General features: G+C 68.9%; 19 protein-coding genes. 9 read left to right on the forward strand and 10 right to left on the reverse strand.

All coding sequences use genetic code 11. The features are described 5' to 3' along the window. The first annotated feature begins 260 nt into the window (after positions 1–260). Genes OG219_RS02525 through OG219_RS02540 form a run of 4 tightly spaced genes read left to right on the forward strand, consistent with a single transcriptional unit; the run spans position 261 to position 4,616 of the window. Entirely contained in the window at positions 261–572 is a 312-nt protein-coding gene (locus tag OG219_RS02525; protein WP_266822381.1) for a hypothetical protein, read from the forward strand. Further along, the gene (locus OG219_RS02530; RefSeq protein ID WP_266822383.1) at positions 569–2,020 is read left to right on the forward strand and encodes a PrsW family glutamic-type intramembrane protease; all 1,452 of its coding nucleotides are present in this window, start codon (positions 569–571) and stop codon (positions 2,018–2,020) included. The genes OG219_RS02525 and OG219_RS02530 overlap by 4 nt, the downstream gene beginning before the upstream one ends. After that, complete coding sequence (locus OG219_RS02535) at positions 2,017–2,340, forward strand: hypothetical protein (protein ID WP_266822385.1); 324 nt, start codon at positions 2,017–2,019, stop codon at positions 2,338–2,340. The genes OG219_RS02530 and OG219_RS02535 overlap by 4 nt, the downstream gene beginning before the upstream one ends. Beyond that, the gene (locus tag OG219_RS02540; protein WP_266822387.1) at positions 2,337–4,616 is read left to right on the forward strand and encodes a hypothetical protein; all 2,280 of its coding nucleotides are present in this window, start codon (positions 2,337–2,339) and stop codon (positions 4,614–4,616) included. The genes OG219_RS02535 and OG219_RS02540 overlap by 4 nt, the downstream gene beginning before the upstream one ends. 25 nt (positions 4,617–4,641) lie before the next feature. On the opposite strand, the gene OG219_RS02545 is transcribed toward OG219_RS02540, so the two are convergent. Both OG219_RS02545 and OG219_RS02550 read right to left on the reverse strand, forming a co-directional pair. Next, on the reverse strand, positions 4,642–5,439 hold the full coding sequence (locus OG219_RS02545; protein ID WP_266822389.1) for a DUF899 domain-containing protein: 798 nt from the start codon (positions 5,437–5,439) through the stop codon (positions 4,642–4,644). Positions 5,440–5,595: 156 nt separating this feature from the next. Continuing rightward, positions 5,596–6,516, reverse strand: coding sequence for a serine protease (locus OG219_RS02550; RefSeq protein WP_266822391.1), 921 nt, complete (start codon positions 6,514–6,516; stop codon positions 5,596–5,598). Between the two features lie 173 nt (positions 6,517–6,689). Here OG219_RS02550 and OG219_RS02555 point away from each other — a divergent pair, with 173 nt between their 5' ends. Continuing rightward, on the forward strand, positions 6,690–7,103 hold the full coding sequence (locus OG219_RS02555) for a cytidine deaminase (protein WP_266822393.1): 414 nt from the start codon (positions 6,690–6,692) through the stop codon (positions 7,101–7,103). A 21-nt stretch (positions 7,104–7,124) separates the two neighbouring features. Here the strand turns inward: OG219_RS02555 and OG219_RS02560 are convergent, their stop codons facing one another. The 3 genes from OG219_RS02560 to OG219_RS02570 form a co-directional block, all read right to left on the reverse strand. Further along, positions 7,125–7,604 (reverse strand): pyridoxamine 5'-phosphate oxidase family protein, encoded by a 480-nt coding sequence (locus tag OG219_RS02560; RefSeq protein ID WP_266822395.1) that lies wholly within the window; start codon positions 7,602–7,604, stop codon positions 7,125–7,127. A 1-nt stretch (position 7,605) separates the two neighbouring features. Next, entirely contained in the window at positions 7,606–8,064 is a 459-nt protein-coding gene (locus OG219_RS02565; protein ID WP_266822396.1) for a hypothetical protein, read from the reverse strand. A gap of 110 nt (positions 8,065–8,174) precedes the next feature. Then, on the reverse strand, positions 8,175–8,810 hold the full coding sequence (locus tag OG219_RS02570; protein WP_266822397.1) for a TetR family transcriptional regulator: 636 nt from the start codon (positions 8,808–8,810) through the stop codon (positions 8,175–8,177). 68 nt (positions 8,811–8,878) lie between these two features. Between OG219_RS02570 and OG219_RS02575 the strand changes: the two genes are divergently transcribed. Beyond that, the gene (locus OG219_RS02575; RefSeq protein ID WP_266822398.1) at positions 8,879–9,292 is read left to right on the forward strand and encodes a nitroreductase family deazaflavin-dependent oxidoreductase; all 414 of its coding nucleotides are present in this window, start codon (positions 8,879–8,881) and stop codon (positions 9,290–9,292) included. A gap of 42 nt (positions 9,293–9,334) precedes the next feature. Here OG219_RS02575 and OG219_RS02580 read toward each other — a convergent pair whose 3' ends face one another. The 3 genes from OG219_RS02580 to OG219_RS02590 are packed head-to-tail and all read right to left on the reverse strand — an operon-like array spanning position 9,335 to position 11,514. Then, positions 9,335–9,784, reverse strand: a complete 450-nt coding sequence (locus tag OG219_RS02580) for a DUF6336 family protein (RefSeq protein ID WP_266822400.1) — start codon at positions 9,782–9,784, stop codon at positions 9,335–9,337. Between the two features lie 54 nt (positions 9,785–9,838). Beyond that, positions 9,839–10,588, reverse strand: coding sequence for a trans-aconitate 2-methyltransferase (locus OG219_RS02585; RefSeq protein WP_266822402.1), 750 nt, complete (start codon positions 10,586–10,588; stop codon positions 9,839–9,841). Positions 10,589–10,647: 59 nt separating this feature from the next. Continuing rightward, a complete protein-coding gene (locus OG219_RS02590) occupies positions 10,648–11,514 on the reverse strand; it encodes a YoaK family protein (RefSeq protein WP_266822404.1) in 867 nt (288 codons plus the stop codon). A gap of 265 nt (positions 11,515–11,779) precedes the next feature. Between OG219_RS02590 and OG219_RS02595 the strand changes: the two genes are divergently transcribed. Further along, complete coding sequence (locus tag OG219_RS02595) at positions 11,780–12,280, forward strand: alpha/beta fold hydrolase (protein WP_266822406.1); 501 nt, start codon at positions 11,780–11,782, stop codon at positions 12,278–12,280. Between the two features lie 91 nt (positions 12,281–12,371). Here OG219_RS02595 and OG219_RS02600 read toward each other — a convergent pair whose 3' ends face one another. Continuing rightward, positions 12,372–12,974, reverse strand: coding sequence for a uridine kinase (locus OG219_RS02600; RefSeq protein ID WP_266822408.1), 603 nt, complete (start codon positions 12,972–12,974; stop codon positions 12,372–12,374). A 28-nt stretch (positions 12,975–13,002) separates the two neighbouring features. Here OG219_RS02600 and OG219_RS02605 point away from each other — a divergent pair, with 28 nt between their 5' ends. After that, on the forward strand, positions 13,003–13,536 hold the full coding sequence (locus OG219_RS02605) for a GNAT family N-acetyltransferase (RefSeq protein WP_266822410.1): 534 nt from the start codon (positions 13,003–13,005) through the stop codon (positions 13,534–13,536). Here OG219_RS02605 and kstD read toward each other — a convergent pair whose 3' ends face one another. After that, positions 13,537–15,333, reverse strand: coding sequence for a 3-oxosteroid 1-dehydrogenase (gene kstD, locus OG219_RS02610; RefSeq protein WP_266822412.1), 1,797 nt, complete (start codon positions 15,331–15,333; stop codon positions 13,537–13,539). Positions 15,334–15,678: 345 nt separating this feature from the next. Between kstD and OG219_RS02615 the strand changes: the two genes are divergently transcribed. After that, positions 15,679–17,322 (forward strand): GMC oxidoreductase, encoded by a 1,644-nt coding sequence (locus OG219_RS02615; RefSeq protein ID WP_266822414.1) that lies wholly within the window; start codon positions 15,679–15,681, stop codon positions 17,320–17,322. The last annotated feature ends 16 nt before the right edge of the window (positions 17,323–17,338 follow it).

The raw sequence follows: 17,338 nt of genomic DNA on the forward strand, positions 1-17,338 counted from the left end.
ATGGTGATGGGCATAATGCGGGGCAAGTAGACACGCAACTCTCTTGTGCAGCGCGGGCGTTCATCACGGACGCAGACGGAATCGACGTACACGGCACCACCTCGGGGGAGGTAGCCATGGCATCCACCGCGGACAGGAACGATCCGGTCGGGGAGCCGCCTGGCGGTGACGGATCAGAAGGCCGACCGGAGAGCCGATTACCGGCAGAGAGCCCATCGCCGTACGGGCCTGAACTCGGTCCCCGGCCCTATGTGCTGCTCATGACCGTCATCGGCGGGATCGGGGCGATGTGCGTCGTCATCGCCGTCGTACTCGGGGTCTCCACCGATCCCGCCTACCCGATGCCGGAGAACATCCCGACGCAGCCCGGGCAGACGGCCCTGCCGAGCGGGTTCCCGACCGCGCTGCCCACGGATCTGCCCACCGACTACTGGACCAATCTGCCGACCGAGCTGCCGAGCGACCTGCCGACGAACCTTCCGACCGACGGTATCCCGAGCTTCCCCACCGACTTCCCGAGCCTGCCCTCCCTGCCCGACTTCTCGCTGCCGCCGTTGGGAGACGACTCATGAGCGCGGGGACCGGAGTGGTCCCGCCGCGGCCCAAGCGTCCGCCCGTGGCCCGGCCGGGGATGGCGGGGGCGATCGTCGTGGCGGTCGGGCTGTCGGTGGCGTACGCCATCGGGCAGATCCTGTTCTGGTCGGCGCCCGAACTGCGTCAGTGGTCCAACGTGATCATCGTGTTCCTGCCGCCCGAGCCGGCGCCGTTCAAGGTGACGCGTGTGCTGCTCCTGACCGGATGGGGCGTCGCCGTACTGCTCGGTCTCTGGCTGTTCGTCATCTGGCGCAACGGCACCGCCGCGGCCGTAGGGACCGTCCGGGCCTGCCAGTTCGGCATCCTCGGCGCGCTGCTGCTGCCGTTCGCCGTGATGCCACTGGACGCCTTCGGCAGCAGCCTGCCGCAGTTGCTGCTCTGTCTGCTCACCACCGGGGCCGCGCTGCTGCTCGTGCACCGGGTGCAGCTGCTGCGCCGTCTGCCCGGGTGGCTCCTGCTGGCCGGTTTGGGGTGGGGAGCGCTGATCAGCGGCGGGTTGGGGATCGTCATGATCACCTGGTACCAGAGGTACGCGCCCGGCTTCCTCCTCGACTGGGAGAGCCCTCAGGCCACCGTCCGCACGTACCTCACCCTGATGTCCCTGAACGCGGCCCTGGTGACCGAACTCGGCAAGGCGGCCGGGGTCGCCGTCCTCTTCTTCCTCTTCCGGCGTCACTTCGACGGTGTGGTGTCCGGGGTGGTCGTCGGAGCGGCCGTCGGCCTGGGGTACAACCTCGCCGAGACGGTCCACTTCATGAGCCTGATCAACGTCGCCCACCACCCCACCCAGTTCTGGGACCGGCAGGTCGTCGGGCTGATGGCGACGCACGTGGCGTTCACGGCGCTAGCCGGGGCCGGTATCGGCGCCGCCCGGTGGCTGACCGAACGGCGGGACCGGCTGCTGGTGGTCGGCGGCGGGCTGCTGGCCGCGGTGGGCGGGCACTTCGAGACGGACATGGTGCTGATGCACCTCGACAAGCGCAGGTCGGGCTGGTTCGGGGACGACGACACACTGAGTCTGCTGCTGGGCGTACCGTTGCTCACCGTTCTCACCTCGGGAATCTTCGTGGTGCTGTACGTGCTCGTCCTGCGTCGCGGGCTCCGGGCGCAGGCAGCGGGGGTGGGAGAAGCTCTGCGTGCCGAGGCGGCCTCCGGTCAAGGCGCGGTCACCGAGCCGGAGATCGGGCTGCTGCTCTCCCCGCGCCGGCGTCTGCTGCTGGAGCTCCGGGTGTGGCGCCGCGACGGTACGGCGGGACTGCGCCATCTCCTGCGGTTCCAGCAGGCGCAGCTCGACCTCGCCGTCCAGCGCTGGCACCGCACCCGGCCCGGCGCCGACACCTTCATCCCGTCCGAACACCAACTGAGGCAGAAGGTAATGGAGTTGAAGGGGACCGCGATGCCGCTGGCCACCAGGGAGGCGTCATGACGACCATCACCCGTATCGGCGTACGGCTGTTCACTCTGGTTGCCACCGTCGCCCTCCTCGTCCTCGGCTCGCCCTCGTCCGCCTCCGCCCAGTGCGTCGCGCCCACGTACAACGGCGGGCTGCCGGTGCGGGCCGGAAGCTGTCCGGAGGGGGTTGCCGGGGGTGCGTCGGGGCTGGTGTGGGCGGTGGTCGTCCTCGCCGTGGGGGTATGGGTGGTCCGTGCGCTGTCCCGGTCGCGGTCTGCCGCTGACGCCGAACTCGGCCTGATCGACGAGGTGTTCGGTCAGGAGGAGCGGACAGAGGCCGGGGAAGGGCAGTGAACCGGCGTCCCGCTCACGTCTGGCTGCGTGCCCTTACGGCCCTGCTGCTGGCGTTGCTGACTGCGGTCGCCGCGGCTCCTCCCGGTGCGGCGGACGACAACGACAAGCGGCCGCCGGGGGCGGCGGAGGGGACCGATCTCTCCAAGGTGTACCCCGAGGAGAACCCCCTGCTGAGTCCTCCGCTCAGGCCGGTCGAGGAACTGCGGTTCCTGCTCCACCACTTCCTCCGCAAGGGATGGAAGGACGAGGCCTTCGACCGGTACCGCAACGGTGCCGTCGACTTCCTCAACCCATTGCTGCTGACCGACAAACAGATCCAGAAGCTCCTGACCGAACCCCGCTACCTCTCCTTCAAGCTCGGCGAGGCCTGGCGTGCGTCGCTCGTCGAGCTCGGCCCGATGAAGAGGTTTCTGGCGCCGGAACTCGTCAGACAGTTGGAGGACGCGGGGATCAAACACCTCCCCGCCATCAGCGCGCTGAACCGTCCGGGCGGACATTCCGAGGAACTGCTCCAGGAGCTGGAGGACGAACTCGACATCCCCTCGGAGGCCAAAGCCGCCGCGTCGTCCGAGCGACGGCAGTGCGCCACCAAGTGCGCCGCTCTGTACCGCCGGGACACGCGTCTCTCCTACGCGCGCAGGTACGACCTCACCGTCCGTGAAACCGCCCGACGAGCCAGGGACATCGCGAAAGCCCGCCAGAGTGCGGCCGCCGCCGGACCCGATGCGCAGACCAAGAAGCAGAAGAAGGTCGAGCGCGACTACGAGCGGGTGAGGACGCTGCGCAATGCCACGGCTGCGCAGATGTTGGCGGTCGATCTCGAGGGGGTGCAGAAGGAAATGGGGCAGTGGAGCACCGACGTGCTCAGGTCCGTGTTCGCCCTTGCCCCAGGTCCCACGTGCCCGCTTCCGAGTGCCCAGTCGCAGCGCAGGCCAGCGCCCAACGGCGCGAAGTCGTCGACGCCGGCCCTTGCTGCGGCGGCAGTCGCGGCCGGGCCGTGCGACGCGGGCGAGGACAAGGCAGACGCCGCGAGCGCCACCGGCCTGGGCGCCACCCTCGCCCTCCCCGCCATGGGCAACGGCGGCATCGACTTCTCCACCATGGAGCTGCGCTACCTCGCGGACCCCGGTGACGGCAGCGGCCTGCAGTACTCCTTCAGCGCCGACCTGAACCCCCTGAAGGGGGACATCCGCCGGTCCACCGGCATCGCGGCCGCCACCCGGAGCTCCGACGCCTTCTTCGTCTGGCTGTCCCTGGACCCCTCCGACTTCTGGGTCAACCTCAACCCGACCGAGCCGGACCGCATCGTCGACGACCAGCTGGGCCGTACGGACGCCGGGCGGATCCTGCTGGAGGCCGACCTGCGGATGAAGCAGACCGTCGGCAAGCTCATCCATCCGCACACCGCGCTCGGCCGGCGGTACTGGGACAGCCTCCAGGGCGAGTGCATGTCGGCCCGCAACTGGATCACTCCCGCGCCCGCCTCCGTCCACCAGGACGGCGACAAGCTGTACATCCTCGACGCGCCACTCGACGTCAAGATGGAGACGCAGTACCTGTCGGAGCTCGGTGGGTCCGACACGACCCGCACCTGCCCTCAGCAGGACCGGGCCACCGAGGAGCACAACGAGGAGATGTACCGCAGCCTGATCCTGCCCAGGCTGAAGGAAGCCATCAACACCGCGCCGGAGTACGCCGACCTGCGCCGCGTCTATCTCGCCCGGGTCGCCGCCGAGTGGTACCGCGAGCGGAGCCGGACGAAGGACACCACGTACGGCGAGCTCATCGACACGGGTGACATCACCGACTGGCGGACCACGGACGACTGGACGCCCACGGACACCTTCGACAAGTACGTCGACTCCTACACCGAGGGCGAGTTCGATGTCACCGACAAGACCGCCGACGGTGCCAAGAACTACGTCTACGGCGGGGTCGACCTCACCCGGATCTCCCTCCGGCAGGTCCCGGACGGCCGTTTCGACGCGGACTTCGGCACGCTCCCCCAGGGTGTCGACCGTTCCCTGCGCACACCGTCCGCCGTCGGTGCGGACGACGACACCGTCTGGCTCGGTGCCCCCACCCCCCGCCAGGCGGCCGGCCTCGGCCCACCCGAGGAACCCGTGTCCGCGGGCACCTGGGCACTACGGCTGCTGCCGCTGCTGATCGTCGTCCTGGTCCTGCTGCTGTGGCGTCGCCGACGGCGCCTCAATGCCACGCCGTCGGCAAGTCCTCTGCGGCGTGCGGCGGTTGGGGGACGCCGGCGACGGTCGTAGAGGCAGGGACGACCGGCCCGCGTTGTCAGGCGTCGTATTCGTCGGGGATGCGCATGCCGGGGCCGCCGACCTGAAGGCCGAGTGGGGCCGCGCGGCCTTTCGGCTCCTCCCACGCCTCCTGGCGGCCGAGCGCGGTGAGGTCGAGGTAGGGGTAGCCGTTGTGGAACTCCTCGATGCCGCGGCCGAACGTGGAGTACGTGTGGAAGACCTCGTCCTCGACGCGCAGGAACGCGCTGATGCCCGGCCAGTCACCGCGCATGCTCTCCGACCACGGCATTCCGGCCTCGGCCAGTTCGGCCTCGGTGCGGTCGAAGATGCGCACCGGCGCGACCCTGTCGTCGACGGTCGCGTGGAAGTCGTAGTTGAAGTCGCTGCCCGCCGAGGAGTACCAGGGGAAGGTCCATCCCATCCGTTCGCGGAACGCGGCGAGCGTCGCGTACGGGGCCCGGGTCACCGCGACGAGCGTCGTGTTGCGGACGTGCAGCTGCCGCAGTCGGCCGATCCCGTCTGCCGCGGAGGAGCAACTGGGGCAGCCGGTGTCGCGTGGGTGCTCGGCGCCGTCGGCATCGAGGTCGAAGAGCCACATGAAGTGGTGCATGACCAGCTGGGGCCGCCCCTCGAACAGGTCGAGCAGGCTCACCGTCCCGTTCGGGCCTTCGAAGGTGTACGGCTTGTCGACGCGCACCATCGGCAACCGTCGACGGTCGGCATTGACCCGGTCACGCGCCCGGGTGAGTTCCTTCTCCTTGGCCAACAGCTCACGGCGGGCGGCCAGCCACTCCTCGCGCGACACCACCTCGGGCAGGTTCGACATCCTCGTCATCTCGATACTCCCGACTGCTGTCGACCTGCACCGGGCAGGCGCTCTCACCCTCCAGCTTGCGCCCTGGCCGGCGGCCTCGGCGAGCGGACAGCGAATCGCTGATTTCACGTTGAGGACCCCGGAGAATCCAGGACCCTCACACGGGGTGCCGCTGCTTCAGCCCCGCTGGGCCCGGTCGTACACCTGCTTGGCCGTGGCGCCCAGCACCTCACCCTGCATCTCGGTCGGTGTCAGGGAGTCCAGCGAGGCGTTGACCGAGACCAGGACGCCCTTGCCGGTGGTGGCGCTGAAGTCGGCCAGCCAGGGGCCGCCGCTGGAGCCACCGGTCAGGTCGCAGGGGATGGCCTGGCCGCCATTGATCTTTCTCGCCGTGCCGACGCAGCGCAGGAGTTCCTCGCCGAGTTGCGGGTTGGTGGCGGAGTAGCCGAAGGCGGAGATGGTGCCCCCGACCGCGCGGTTGAAGGCGATGGTCTGGCCGCCCACGACGTCGGTGAGCTTGCGGCCGTTCTTGTCGGTGTCGACGACCAGCGCGGACATGTCGTTGGTGGACTCGTTCTCCCAGCTGCGCGGGGTCGCGGCGATGCGGACCGCGAACGCGCCGTACGGCTTCTGGCCCTTGCTGTAGCCGGGGACGAACACCATCGAGCTGCTGGTGTTGAAGGGCGAGGAGCCCAGGCGCACGCAGTGCGCCGCGGTCATCACGGTGGAGCGGTTGGCGCTCTTCACGGCAGTGGCAGTGCACCAGGTGTCGGAGCCCCGGGCGTTGACGAAGAAGAGCCGCCCGACGGTCTTCAGAGCGGTGCCCCGCCACGGCTTGGCCTTCGGTCCGGTCGGACCGAGGTCCACGGATTTCCCGACGGCCTTGATGCGGGCGGGCGTCCAGTAGGCGAGGGAGTCCCGGCGTTCCTTGGCGGTGAACGTCATGGCGGAGACCGGGTCGGCCGAGGCGGCACGGGCCTGACCTACCGCGGCCGTCGCCGGGATCTGGGCGGCGAGGGCGAGGGCCGTGGTGGCCACGGTGACTCCCATGGCCCGGCCACGAAGACGCCGGATCGCGGAAGTGGATGTCTCGGGCATGGCGGATGTCTCCTCGGCTGGTGCAGGCGGCGGACGGGGGCTGTCGGTCCGCTGTGCAAGAGAGGGGACCCGCCTGATGGGTTGGCGTTGTCGATGATCTGTGACAGAACAGCACCTGTTCACTGCCCACGACCTGGCCGAGGACAAGCTCTACGGCCACATCCTGAGGGAACATGACCACGCAGACCCACCCCGTCGACCACGAACTCGTCCAGGCCGCGGCCCACGTCGCGCGCACTCGCTGCCGGGGCGACAACCACACGATGGCGGCCGCGGCCCGTGCGCGGGACGGCCGGATCGTCACCGCCGTGAACGCCTACCACTTCACCGGAGGCCCCTGCGCCGAGCTGGTCCTCATCGGCACGGCAGCCGCCCAGGGCGTCTACGAGCTGGACACGATCGTCGCCGTGGGCGACCGCGACCGGGGCGTTGTTCCCCCGTGCGGCCGGTGCCGTCAGGTCCTCCTCGACTACTTCCCCGCCCTCAGGGTCATCGTCGGCTCGGGCGACCGCATCCGAGCCGTCCCCATCACCGACCTGCTGCCCGAGAGCTACGTCTGGGCAGACCACCAGCTCGACGCCGAGTAGAACGCTCCGGGACGGCTGACGTCAGGCGAGGTGGGCCGGGATGCGATGGTCCGGTCGGCCGTCCTTGGCGAGGATCCAGTATTCGTCCGGCACGGCGCGGTACAGCTGCAGGCCGGAGGCTCCCCGCACGTCGTCCGCCGTCCAGGCGGAGCCACCGTGCAGGACCGAGCGGCGGGAGAACACCTCGACGGCGCGCTCGATCCCCGGGCCGTCCACCGATGCGGCGACAGCGGACATGTAGGCGCCTTGACCGGTCCCGATCGGTGCCGACGAGTCGAAAACCGCGATGCCCACCTCGGGTCGCACCGTGATGTTGCGTGAATGTGCGGCCTGTGGCGAGGAGACCCAGAACAACTCGCGATACTCCAGGTGAGCGAAGTAGACCGGGGAACTCCATGGCCGTCCGGCGCCGTCGGCGGTGGCGAGCACCATGTACAGGCTCGCGTCGACGATGCCACGCACGACCTCGGCAGGTGATCCGGGTGACACACCGGGATTCATCTCAGCGGCTCCTGCGGTAGGTGAGGGCGAAGTCCTGCTCCCATGTGGCCGAGCCGTCGTTCGAGATCTCCCAGCCGCCACTGATGGTGTTGCCGTCGTCACCGACCTGCCCGGTGAACCGCTGCCGGAACGCGAGCGGCGAGAAGTCCGGCGCCTCACGCAGCAGCCGCCACACCCCGTCGGCGAAGCTCATCGCGTACAGCCGTACGACGCCCCGCGAATCGAAGTAGTGCTGCGTGTACTCGCCCGTCTCCGGATCGACCGCGACGACCGCCATGCTGTCCGGGGCCTCGGCAAGCGGGATCTCGGTGCGCTGGACCAGGAACCTTCCGTCCAGGGTCCACTCGAACACGCTGCGTCCGGCAGGCACGGCCTGACCGGGAAAGTCAGCCTCCACCACCCACTCTCCGACGAACACATCCAGCCGCGCCAGGGCTTCCTCCAACGCCGGGTTGCTCACCGCGACCACCACCTTCTCGTCGATCGTCGACGCTCGTCAGATGTAGGACCGCCGCGGCGAGGGAAAATCATCGATGCGGCGGCCTTTCATCCTGCCGTCGGATGCGCTGGTCAGGCGACGTGGTCGCGCATGCCGTCCTCCAGAAGGGCGAAGGCGCGGGCCGCGAGTCGCTGGACGTCGGCGGCGAGCCGGGCGGGTTCGTCGTCGGTCAGGATCCGGTGGCGTACGTGGTCGAGCAGGGCGCGGTGGACTCCCAGGAGCGCGTTGGCCGTCACGCGGGCGGTGAACTCGTCGTCCGGTGCACGCGACTCGGCGGCCAGCGTCGCGGCCAGGGCGTCCGCGCAGGCGGTGAGTGTGCGTTGCTCCCGGGCCTGCAGGGCCGGGCTGTTCGCGATCATTCGGTTGACCGTGCGCAGTTGGTCCAGCGCGTCGGTGTCGCCGGCCTCGACCCGGGCCAGCAGGCCGCCGGAGGCCAGTAGTCGACGCCGGAAAGCGGTGAGGGCCGACTCACCGGGCGCACGGCTGCGGACCGCTTCGACCAGTTGCTCCCCGAAGGCCTCGAACCGGGAGTAGAAGAGGTCTTCCTTGATGGGGAAGTAGTTGAACACCGTGGCCTCGGAGACCTGAGCTTCCCGGGCGACCTCGACGACCCGGACGCGATCGAAGCCCCGCTCCGCGAACAGCCGCCAGGCGGTCTCGGCGATCCGCTGCCGCGTCTGCTCCTTCTTGAGCTCTCGGAGACTCATTTCCCCACCAACTCTAGGGTGACCATAACTTTGGAGCTACCCTAGCAATAAGCCAAGGAGGAGGACCGATGGAGAACCGCACCTATCTCAGGCCGCCCTGGATGCAACGGCACGTCGGGAATCGTCTGGCGTCGCTGTTCGGACGGTCCGTCGTGTCACAGCTCTCCGTACGGGGTCGCCGCACCGGACACTGGCGGAAGGTGCCCGTGGCCGTACTGGAACACGAAGGCGAGCGCTATCTCGTCTCCTACCGCGGTCTCAGCGACTGGGCGCTCAACCTGCGGGCCTCGCCCGACTGCCGGCTGACCACCCGTGGACACACCGAGGGCGTCACCACGGCGGAGGTGCCCGAGGCCGAGCGCCCCGCCCTGTTGGCCACCTACCGCGAGCGGTACGGCAAGATGCCCACGGTCTCCCAGGTCCTGACCGCACTCCCCGACCCAGCCGACCATCCGGTCTTCCTCATCCGCAAGCAACCCTGAGCCCTCCCGCGCCGCAATCGCCCACGAGTTGCCCACCGGTGCTCAACTCCCGTACAACCAGCTGTCATACGCGGCGTTGTCCACCAGGTGGTAGAGCCCGAGGCCGCCAGGGAAGAGCACGAGCGCCAGGACACCGGCCCGGACCAGAGCCGGAGCCATGATCGTGACGGCGCCTGTCTGGCCGGTGATCGTGCGCCAGTCACGCCACCGTCTGATGTCATCCAGGCACACTGCCCAGAAGAAGCCTCCGAACACGATCCCGACGCCCGCGAAAACCGCGGAGCACCCCGACACCACGGCGAGGAATGTCACGCGGTCGTGGTGGTCGGCGACGAAGAACATGCCCACACAGAGCAGGGCGACCGCAGCGACACCCTGCGCCGCCCCTCGTACCACCACGACCGTGAAGCGCAGCCGGGGCAGACGTACGCCCTCCTCGTTGGTGGCCCGTTGGGCTGCCGGCCCGGTACTGGTTCGCTGCGTACTCGTCATGGGCGGCACGCTATCCGAGGGCGGGAAAGCGTCCCGCAGCCTGTCGCCCGGGCGTTACGGATCGAGGTGCGCAGGGCCCACGGCAGCCACTTGCGGTACGGCGCGGGGGCCGTAGTACGACGCGACCGCCGGCTGGCCGGTGTAGTTGGGGCCGGCCTGCGGGTCGGCGCCGAGGTAGGTGAAGGGCAGCGTGATGGGGCGGCCGCCTTGCAGGCTGAGGCGGTGGTGGCGGGCCGAGTAGTGGAAGCCGGCAGCGCGCAGTGCGGCCAGGACCGGGCGGGAGGCGTCGCTGCCGTCGGGGCGCCGCAGCGTCGAGGGGTCGAAATGGGCGACGAGCAGGCCGCTGCCGGTGAGCCAGGTGGCGGCCCGCTCCAGGAGGGCGAGCCTGTCGCCGATGTAGTGCAGCCCGTGGACGCAGGTCACCAGGTCGTAGCGGCGGCGTGGAGACCATCGGCCGAGGTCTGCGGTGATGAGTTCCAGACCTTCGGGCAGGGCTGTTCGCAGCAGCGGGCCGACCAGGTCCACACCGGTGATTGCGGCTCGCGGGAGCTGCTGCGCCGCTTCGCGCAGGGCGAGTCCTTCTCCGCTGCACAGGTCCAGCCAGGACGGGGCGAGGCCGTGGTCGTCGCTGCTCAGGAACTCGGTGGGGGCGAAGCCGAGTTCGCGGGTGTAGCTGTTGACGCCTGCCAGGACCCGTTCGCGGTTCATGGTGCTGTTGGCCACCACGGAATGGCCAGTCAGCTCCTCGTCCTTGACCAACCGGGACGGGGGTTGGGCCGTTGTCCGCGAAGTACCGTCAACCATCGGACCATTGTGCGGCAGGGCCAGGACCGTCGTTGCCGGAGACTGAGGCACGGTACGGGCTATCGCGCAGGTTCCTGCTTCAGTGTCACGGAGGCGATCGCGACGACGAGTGCGATGACGGCCACGGGCAGTACCGGGGCGTAGGTGTGCGCGTGGTTGAGCAGCCAGTTCCCGACGAAGGCGCCGGCGGCCATGCCCACCAGGACCCCGGTCAGGCGGCGGGCCGCGGCCGCTTTGTGGGTCCAGGTGGTGATTCCGGTGACCCAGCTGATGTAGGTGGCTGTGGCAGCCGTGGTGGAAATGCCGGGCACGTGGAGCGACCGAATCGCATTCATCTGCAGGCCCATCGCAAAAGCGTTGAGGGCGACCAGGATGTTGGACACAGGGCTGGACGGCGACATCGTCATCCACACGACGAGAAAGCCGACCTGCGCCACCAGAGCGACGCCGAGCGCGATGGACACGCGTTGCGGCCACGCTTCGAAGATTTCGGTGTCTTCTATCTCGTCGTCGCCATTGAGGGCGGTCAGGATGCGCGCGGCCAGCGCGGCGCCCACGGCGAACGCGGCGAGCGAGATCACCACGCGTACGGGATCCGGGCCTGCGGGCGGCCGGGTGCCCGCGGCGCCAAGTCCGAGAAACACCAGGTTCCCGGTCTGGAACGCCGTGAAGACCTTGCCGAAGGAGAGAAAGCAGATCGCTTCGAAGATGCCCGACGAGAACGCCAGGGCTACGAGCAGCCGGTCGCGAATCACCAGCAGTTCCGGCGACGCGTGGGCGGCGGCCAGGTCCACTCTCCGGTCATCCACGAGTTCGGCCCCGCCGTTGCTCTGAACCGGCAAGGTCGGGGAAACGCGCTCGACGTCCCGAGAACGTTCGAGTCGCGCCCGCCGCCGATGGGCTGTTTCAAGGCCGCTCCATTGCATGCCTTTACCTCCAAGCGCCCAGAGTCAAGAACTCGTCCCGACTAGTTGCAAGGTGCACACATCTCTTCTTTGTTCATGGTGTGACTGCATTTGAGATAAATCCACATATTTGGGCGAAGCGTTACTCAGATTTCAGAAACCACCTACCGGGAGCGCACCGGGCTTGATGAAGCGAACGCGACCGGCTTTCCCCTGGTGAGCCGAGGGGCGCTGGGACAGGCTGGTGGCATGGGAGAACTCATGGTGTCGGTCAGGGCGGCGAAGTATGGGCGGTGCCACGGCGCTGAGCCTCACACTCGACGAGCCGGGCAGGGTGGCGGGGCTCGCCCTGTTCGTTCCCGGCGTCACCGGCTACGAAGGGCTCTCCTCGCCGCAGTTGATGGCGCAGATCGAGACGCTGGCGAAGGACGGCGACATGGACGGCCTGGTCGCTCTGGGCCTGCGGACCTGGGCAGCGGCAGGTGTCGACGAGGACGAGGAGGCCGCCGCACACCTGCGCGGGGCCATTCCCGCGTGGTTCACCACGCACCCCTATCAAGTCCCTGACGCACCCGCGTTCGACCGGCTCGGCGAGCTGGCACTGCCGTGCGTGCTGGCGCTGGGCGAGCGGGATCAGGCCGAGGTGATCCGGTGCAACGAGGAGATGGCCGCGCGGATTCCGGGCTGTCGTCTGGTGAGGATGCCTGGATCCGATCACCTGCCGACGCTGCGTGAACCCGAAACGGTTGCCGACCTGGTCTTGGAGCTGGGTGACAGCCTGCCCTGACGTCCGCCCGCGACACGGACGCGGCGGTCTTCGAGAGTCACTACCCGACCAACGGGGCGTCCCCGTCCTGCCGTTGACGCACGGGGAGGGTTCAGTACCCGGGGACCACCAGGTGGGCGCGTTCCCGGGGCCGGGTTGCGGCCAGGTAGTGCTCTTCGGCCAGGCGCCAGCGGGACTCCCAGTCGATCGGGCCGTGGTCATGGCCGCGTGCTCGGAGTCGGCGCATGGATTCCTCGCGCGAGGTGCCGACGTACACCAACAGGTCGTAGTGGTCGGCGAGTTCGGGCCGGGCGCAGTACACGCCCTCGACGACGACGATGCCGGAGCGGGGGACGGTGTGGATCTCGTCGGGTGCCAGGGTCCCGGTCTCCCAGTCGTAGTGTCGGTAGGCGGCTTCGCGGCCGGCGGCGAGCGGGGCGAGCACCTCCTCGCGCAGCCGCTGCCAGTCGAAGTAGCGGTGGTAGCCCTGCACGGGATCCAGCGCTGCGCGTTCCTCCGTGTTCATGGGTCGGTAGAAGTCGTCACCGTGCACCACTACGACTCCGCGTACCTCGACGAGCGCGGCGGCCAGGGACGACTTGCCGGAGCCTCCCGGGCCGTCGAGGGCGACCAGAGCGAACCCGTCGCGGGCGCGGGCTTCGGCCATCTCGGCGACCTGCTGGGCGCGAGTCGAGATCATCGTCATGGTGGGCATTCTCGCTCCGTCAGGCAGGATGGACGCCATGACCGAGATCCACACCCCCCGCCTCTTGCTCCGCCGCTGGTACGAAGACGACCTCACGCCCATGGCGGACATCAATGCGGACTCCCAGGTCATGCACTGGATCGACGACGGCTCCGTGCGCGACCTGGATCAAACCGCCGAGGACATCGAGCGGTGGGAGGAGGAGTGGGACGAGGAGGGCTTCGGCCTGTTCGCCGTCGAGCTGCTGGCCTCGGGCGAAGTGGCCGGTTTCGCAGGGCTGTCCGTGCCGGAGTTCCTTCCTGAGGTACTGCCCGCCGTGGCGATCAGCTGGCGGCTCGGCTCACAGTTCTGGGGCCAGGGGTACGCGGCCGAGGCCGCCCATGCCACGCTGGAGTTCGCGCTCCAGGACCGTGGCCTCGACCGTGTCATCGCGATCAACCGGATGGGAAACGACGCCTCCGAGAACATCATCCGCAAGCTCGGCATGGAGCTGGATCACGAGACGACCCATCCGGTGTACGGCTATCCGCTGCACGTTCACAGCATCGATCTCACCGAGTTCCAGGCCTGATCACGGGACACCGGCCGCGATGTCCAGCGCCGCGATATACCCGAAGGTCATCGCGGGACCGATCGTGGAGCCCGCGCCGGCGTAGCTGTGCCCCATGACGGCGGCGCTGGCGTTCCCCGCGGCGTACAGGCCGGGGATCGCGGAGCCGTCGGGCCGCAGTACGCGCGCCCGGGCGTCCGTGCGCATGCCTCCCTTGGTGCCCAGGTCGCCCGGGACGATCTTGAAGGCGTAGAACGGCGCCAGCCACAGGGGTGCCAGGCAGGAGTTGGGGAGGATCGCGGGGTCGGTGTAGTAGTGGTCGTAAGCGCTGTCGCCGCGGTGGAAGTCGGTGTCCGTGCCGTTCAGGGCGAGGCCGTTGAAGCGGTTGACGGTGGCGCGCAGGGCGGCCGCGGGGACGCCGATCCGACCGGCGAGCGCGTCCAGGGTCCAGGCCTTGTGGGCGGCGCCCGACTGGTACCACGCGTCGGGGAACGTGAAGGTCGGGGCCACGTCCTTGAACAGGTAGCGGTTGCGGTAGTTCTGGTCGACGATCAGCCAGGCCGGGATGTCCGGTGCGGTCGCGTCACGCTCGTACATGATGTGCACGACGTCGCTGTAGGGAGCCGCTTCGTTGACGAAGCGGGCGCCCGCTGCGTTGACGAGGAGCCCGCCGGGCAGGGTGCGTTCGGCGAGGCAGAAGTAGGGCTGGTCGGGCAGCGGGATCGCGGGGCCCCACCAGGCGTCGTCCATCAGGTCGAGCGCCGCGCCCGCCCGCTCGCCCGCCTGGATGCCGTCGCCGGTGTTCTCCTTGGCGCCCACCGTCCATGCGGTGCCGATGGGCTGCTGCTGGTACTGGTTACGCATGGCCGCGTTGTGCTCGAAACCGCCGGAGCCGACGATCACTCCGCGGCGCGCTCTGACGAGGCCCGGTGCGCCGTTGCGCGTCACGACCGCCCCGGTGACTGATCCGCTCTCCATGTACAGGTCGGACAGCGGGGTGTTCAGCCACACCGGCACCTGTGCGGCCAGCAGGCCCGCGCGCAGGCCTGCCGCCAGTGACTGGCCCATGGTGAGGGGTTTCTGGCCGAGCAGCGCCGCCCGGGTGCCGCGGGCCAGGCACTCGGTGGCCACGGCGGCGCCCTTCACGCTCACCGCGGAGAGGGTGAGCCACTTGTAGTCGGCGCTGAAGACGACCATGCCGCTCGGGACCGTCATGTACGAGGGGTTCAGGCGGGCGAGTTCGGCGCCCAGGATGTTCCCGTCGAGCTGGTCGGGTTCGATGGAACGGCCGCCGGGCAGTCCGCCGGGCAGGTTCGGGTAGTAGTCGCTGTAGCCCTCCATCCACCGGAAGCGCAGCGGGCTGTTCGCCATGACGAAGGAGAGCATGGCGGGGCCCTTGCCGAGGAAGGCCTGTTGGCGCGCGGCGGAGATGTCGGGGCCGACCACCGCCGCGAGGTACGCGGCTGCTTTGGCGGGGGTGTCGGGGACGCCGGCGGCGAGGATCACCGGGTTGTTCGGTATCCAGATGCCCGCGCCGGAGCGGGCCGCCGAGCCCCCGAAGGTGGCCGCCTTCTCCACGACGACACAGCTCAGGCCCTGCTTCGCGGCCGTCAGCGCGGCGGTCATCCCCGCCGCTCCGGAACCGATCACCACGACGTCGTAGGTGCCGAGCAGGGGCAGTTCGCCGGAGTCGGCCGCGCCCGCGAAGCCGACCGCGAGTGCGAGGGAGGCGCCCGTCGCGCCGAGCACCCGGCGCCGTGACGGCCCGGGTGCGGCAGGGGGTTCGGTCGTTCTCGCAGGGGTCGTACTTGTGGACATGGCAGGGCGCTCCAACCGGGCGAAGGGACGGGAGAGCGTGCTGTACCCCGGGAAGCAACGGGCGCTGGGCGTCCCGGTTCTGATGCGGCGTCAGGAATGTTGCGCGGGGGTCTTGTGAAGTCAAGGTGTACGCCGCGCGAACGTCAGCGGCTCACGGAGCCCTCGCACGCATCGGGTTCGCGGGTGACGGCACCTGTCCGATCGGGCTGCCGGTCTGCTTCCGAGGCGGGGGCGCGGCCCACCAGCCATCCCGAATCGGACACAAGTTACCTAGAGGTATGTAGTGACTTAACACGCTAGCAACAGTAGAACGTGTTCTCACTCGTAGAGAGTGAGGAGTGTCACATGAACGACACTACCATGCACAACAAGGCCTCCAGGGGTGTCTCGCGTAGAAGATTCATCACTGGAACTGGTTCTATTCTTGGAGCTGTAACCCTCTCGGCCCGCACCGCGTCCGCCCAGGAACAGGCCGTCGCCGCGGCCGGACCGATCGCGCCCGGAGCACATGTCGCCGCCCTGGTGATCGGTACCGGGTACGGCGGTTCCGTGGCCGCCCTGCGCCTGGCCCAGGCCGGTGTCGATGTACACATGATCGAGATGGGCATGGCCTGGGACACCCCCGGCACGGACGGCAAGATCTTCGCCAACACCACCAGCCCGGACTACCGGTCGTACTGGCTGCGCACCAGGACCAAGCAGCCCCTCAGCAACTTCCTCGGCTTCCCGATCGACAAGGACGTCCCCCGCTACACCGGGATCCTGGACGCCGAGGAGATGGGCGGCATCATCGTGTACCAGGGCCGCGGTGTCGGCGGCGGTTCCCTGGTCAACGGCGGTATGGCCGTCACGCCGAAGCGCGAGAACTTCGCCGCCGTCCTCCCGTCGGTGAACGCCGACGAGATGTACGGCACTTACTACCCGCGGGCCAACGCCGCGCTCGGGGTCAGCACCATCGACCCGGCCTGGTTCGACAGCACGGCCGCCTACCAGTACGCGCGGGTCGGCCGCAAGCACGCCCAGCGGTCCGGGTTCCCGTTCGTCTTCGTCCCCGACGTATACGACTGGGACTACATGAAGCAGGAGGCCCTCGGAACCGTCCCCAAGTCGGCGCTGGCGGGCGAGATCCTGTACGGAAACAACTACGGCAAGAAGTCACTGCAGAAGACCTACCTCGCCCAGGCCGCATCCACCGGCAGGGTCACCATCTCGCCGCTCCACAAGGTCACTTCGGTCGCGCCGGCGTCCGGCGGCGGCTATACCGTCGTCATCGACCAGATCAACACCAACGGGGACACCACGACCACCAAGACCGTGACAGCGGACCGCGTCTTCTTCGCGGCCGGCAGCGTCGGCACCAGCAAGCTCCTGGTCAAGCTGAAGGCCACCGGCGCGCTGCCGGGCCTCAACTCCGAGATCGGCCAGGGGTGGGGCGACAACGGCAACGTCATGTGCGGTCGCGCCAACCACCTGTGGGACCCGACCGGCGCACTCCAGGCGAGCATTCCGTGCGGCGGCATCGACAACTGGGCCGCCGGTGGCGCGTTCGCCGAGGTCGCACCGCTGCCCACCGGGATCGAGACGTTCGCCTCGTTCTACCTGTCGATCACCAAGAACCCCAACCGCGCCCAGTTCACCTGGAACGCCGCGACGGGCAAGGCCGAGCTGAACTGGCAGACCGCCTGGAAGCAGCCCTCGATCGACATGGCCAAGTCCATCTTCGACAAGATCAACGCAACGGAAGGGACGATCTACCGCACCGACCTCTTCGGCGTCTACAAGATCTGGGGCGACCACCTCACGTACCACCCGCTCGGCGGCGCGGTGCTCAACAAGGCCACCGACAACTACGGCCGTCTGCACGGCTATTCGGGCCTCTACGTCATCGACGGCTCGCTCATCCCCGGCAACACCAGCGTCAACCCGTTCGTCACCATCACGGCACTCGCCGAACGGAACATCGAGAAGATCATCGCCACCGACCTGTAACGGCGGCGGGTCCGGA

The sequence above is a fragment of the Streptomyces sp. NBC_00038 genome (assembly GCF_026343635.1).
Classification (GTDB): domain Bacteria; phylum Actinomycetota; class Actinomycetes; order Streptomycetales; family Streptomycetaceae; genus Streptomyces.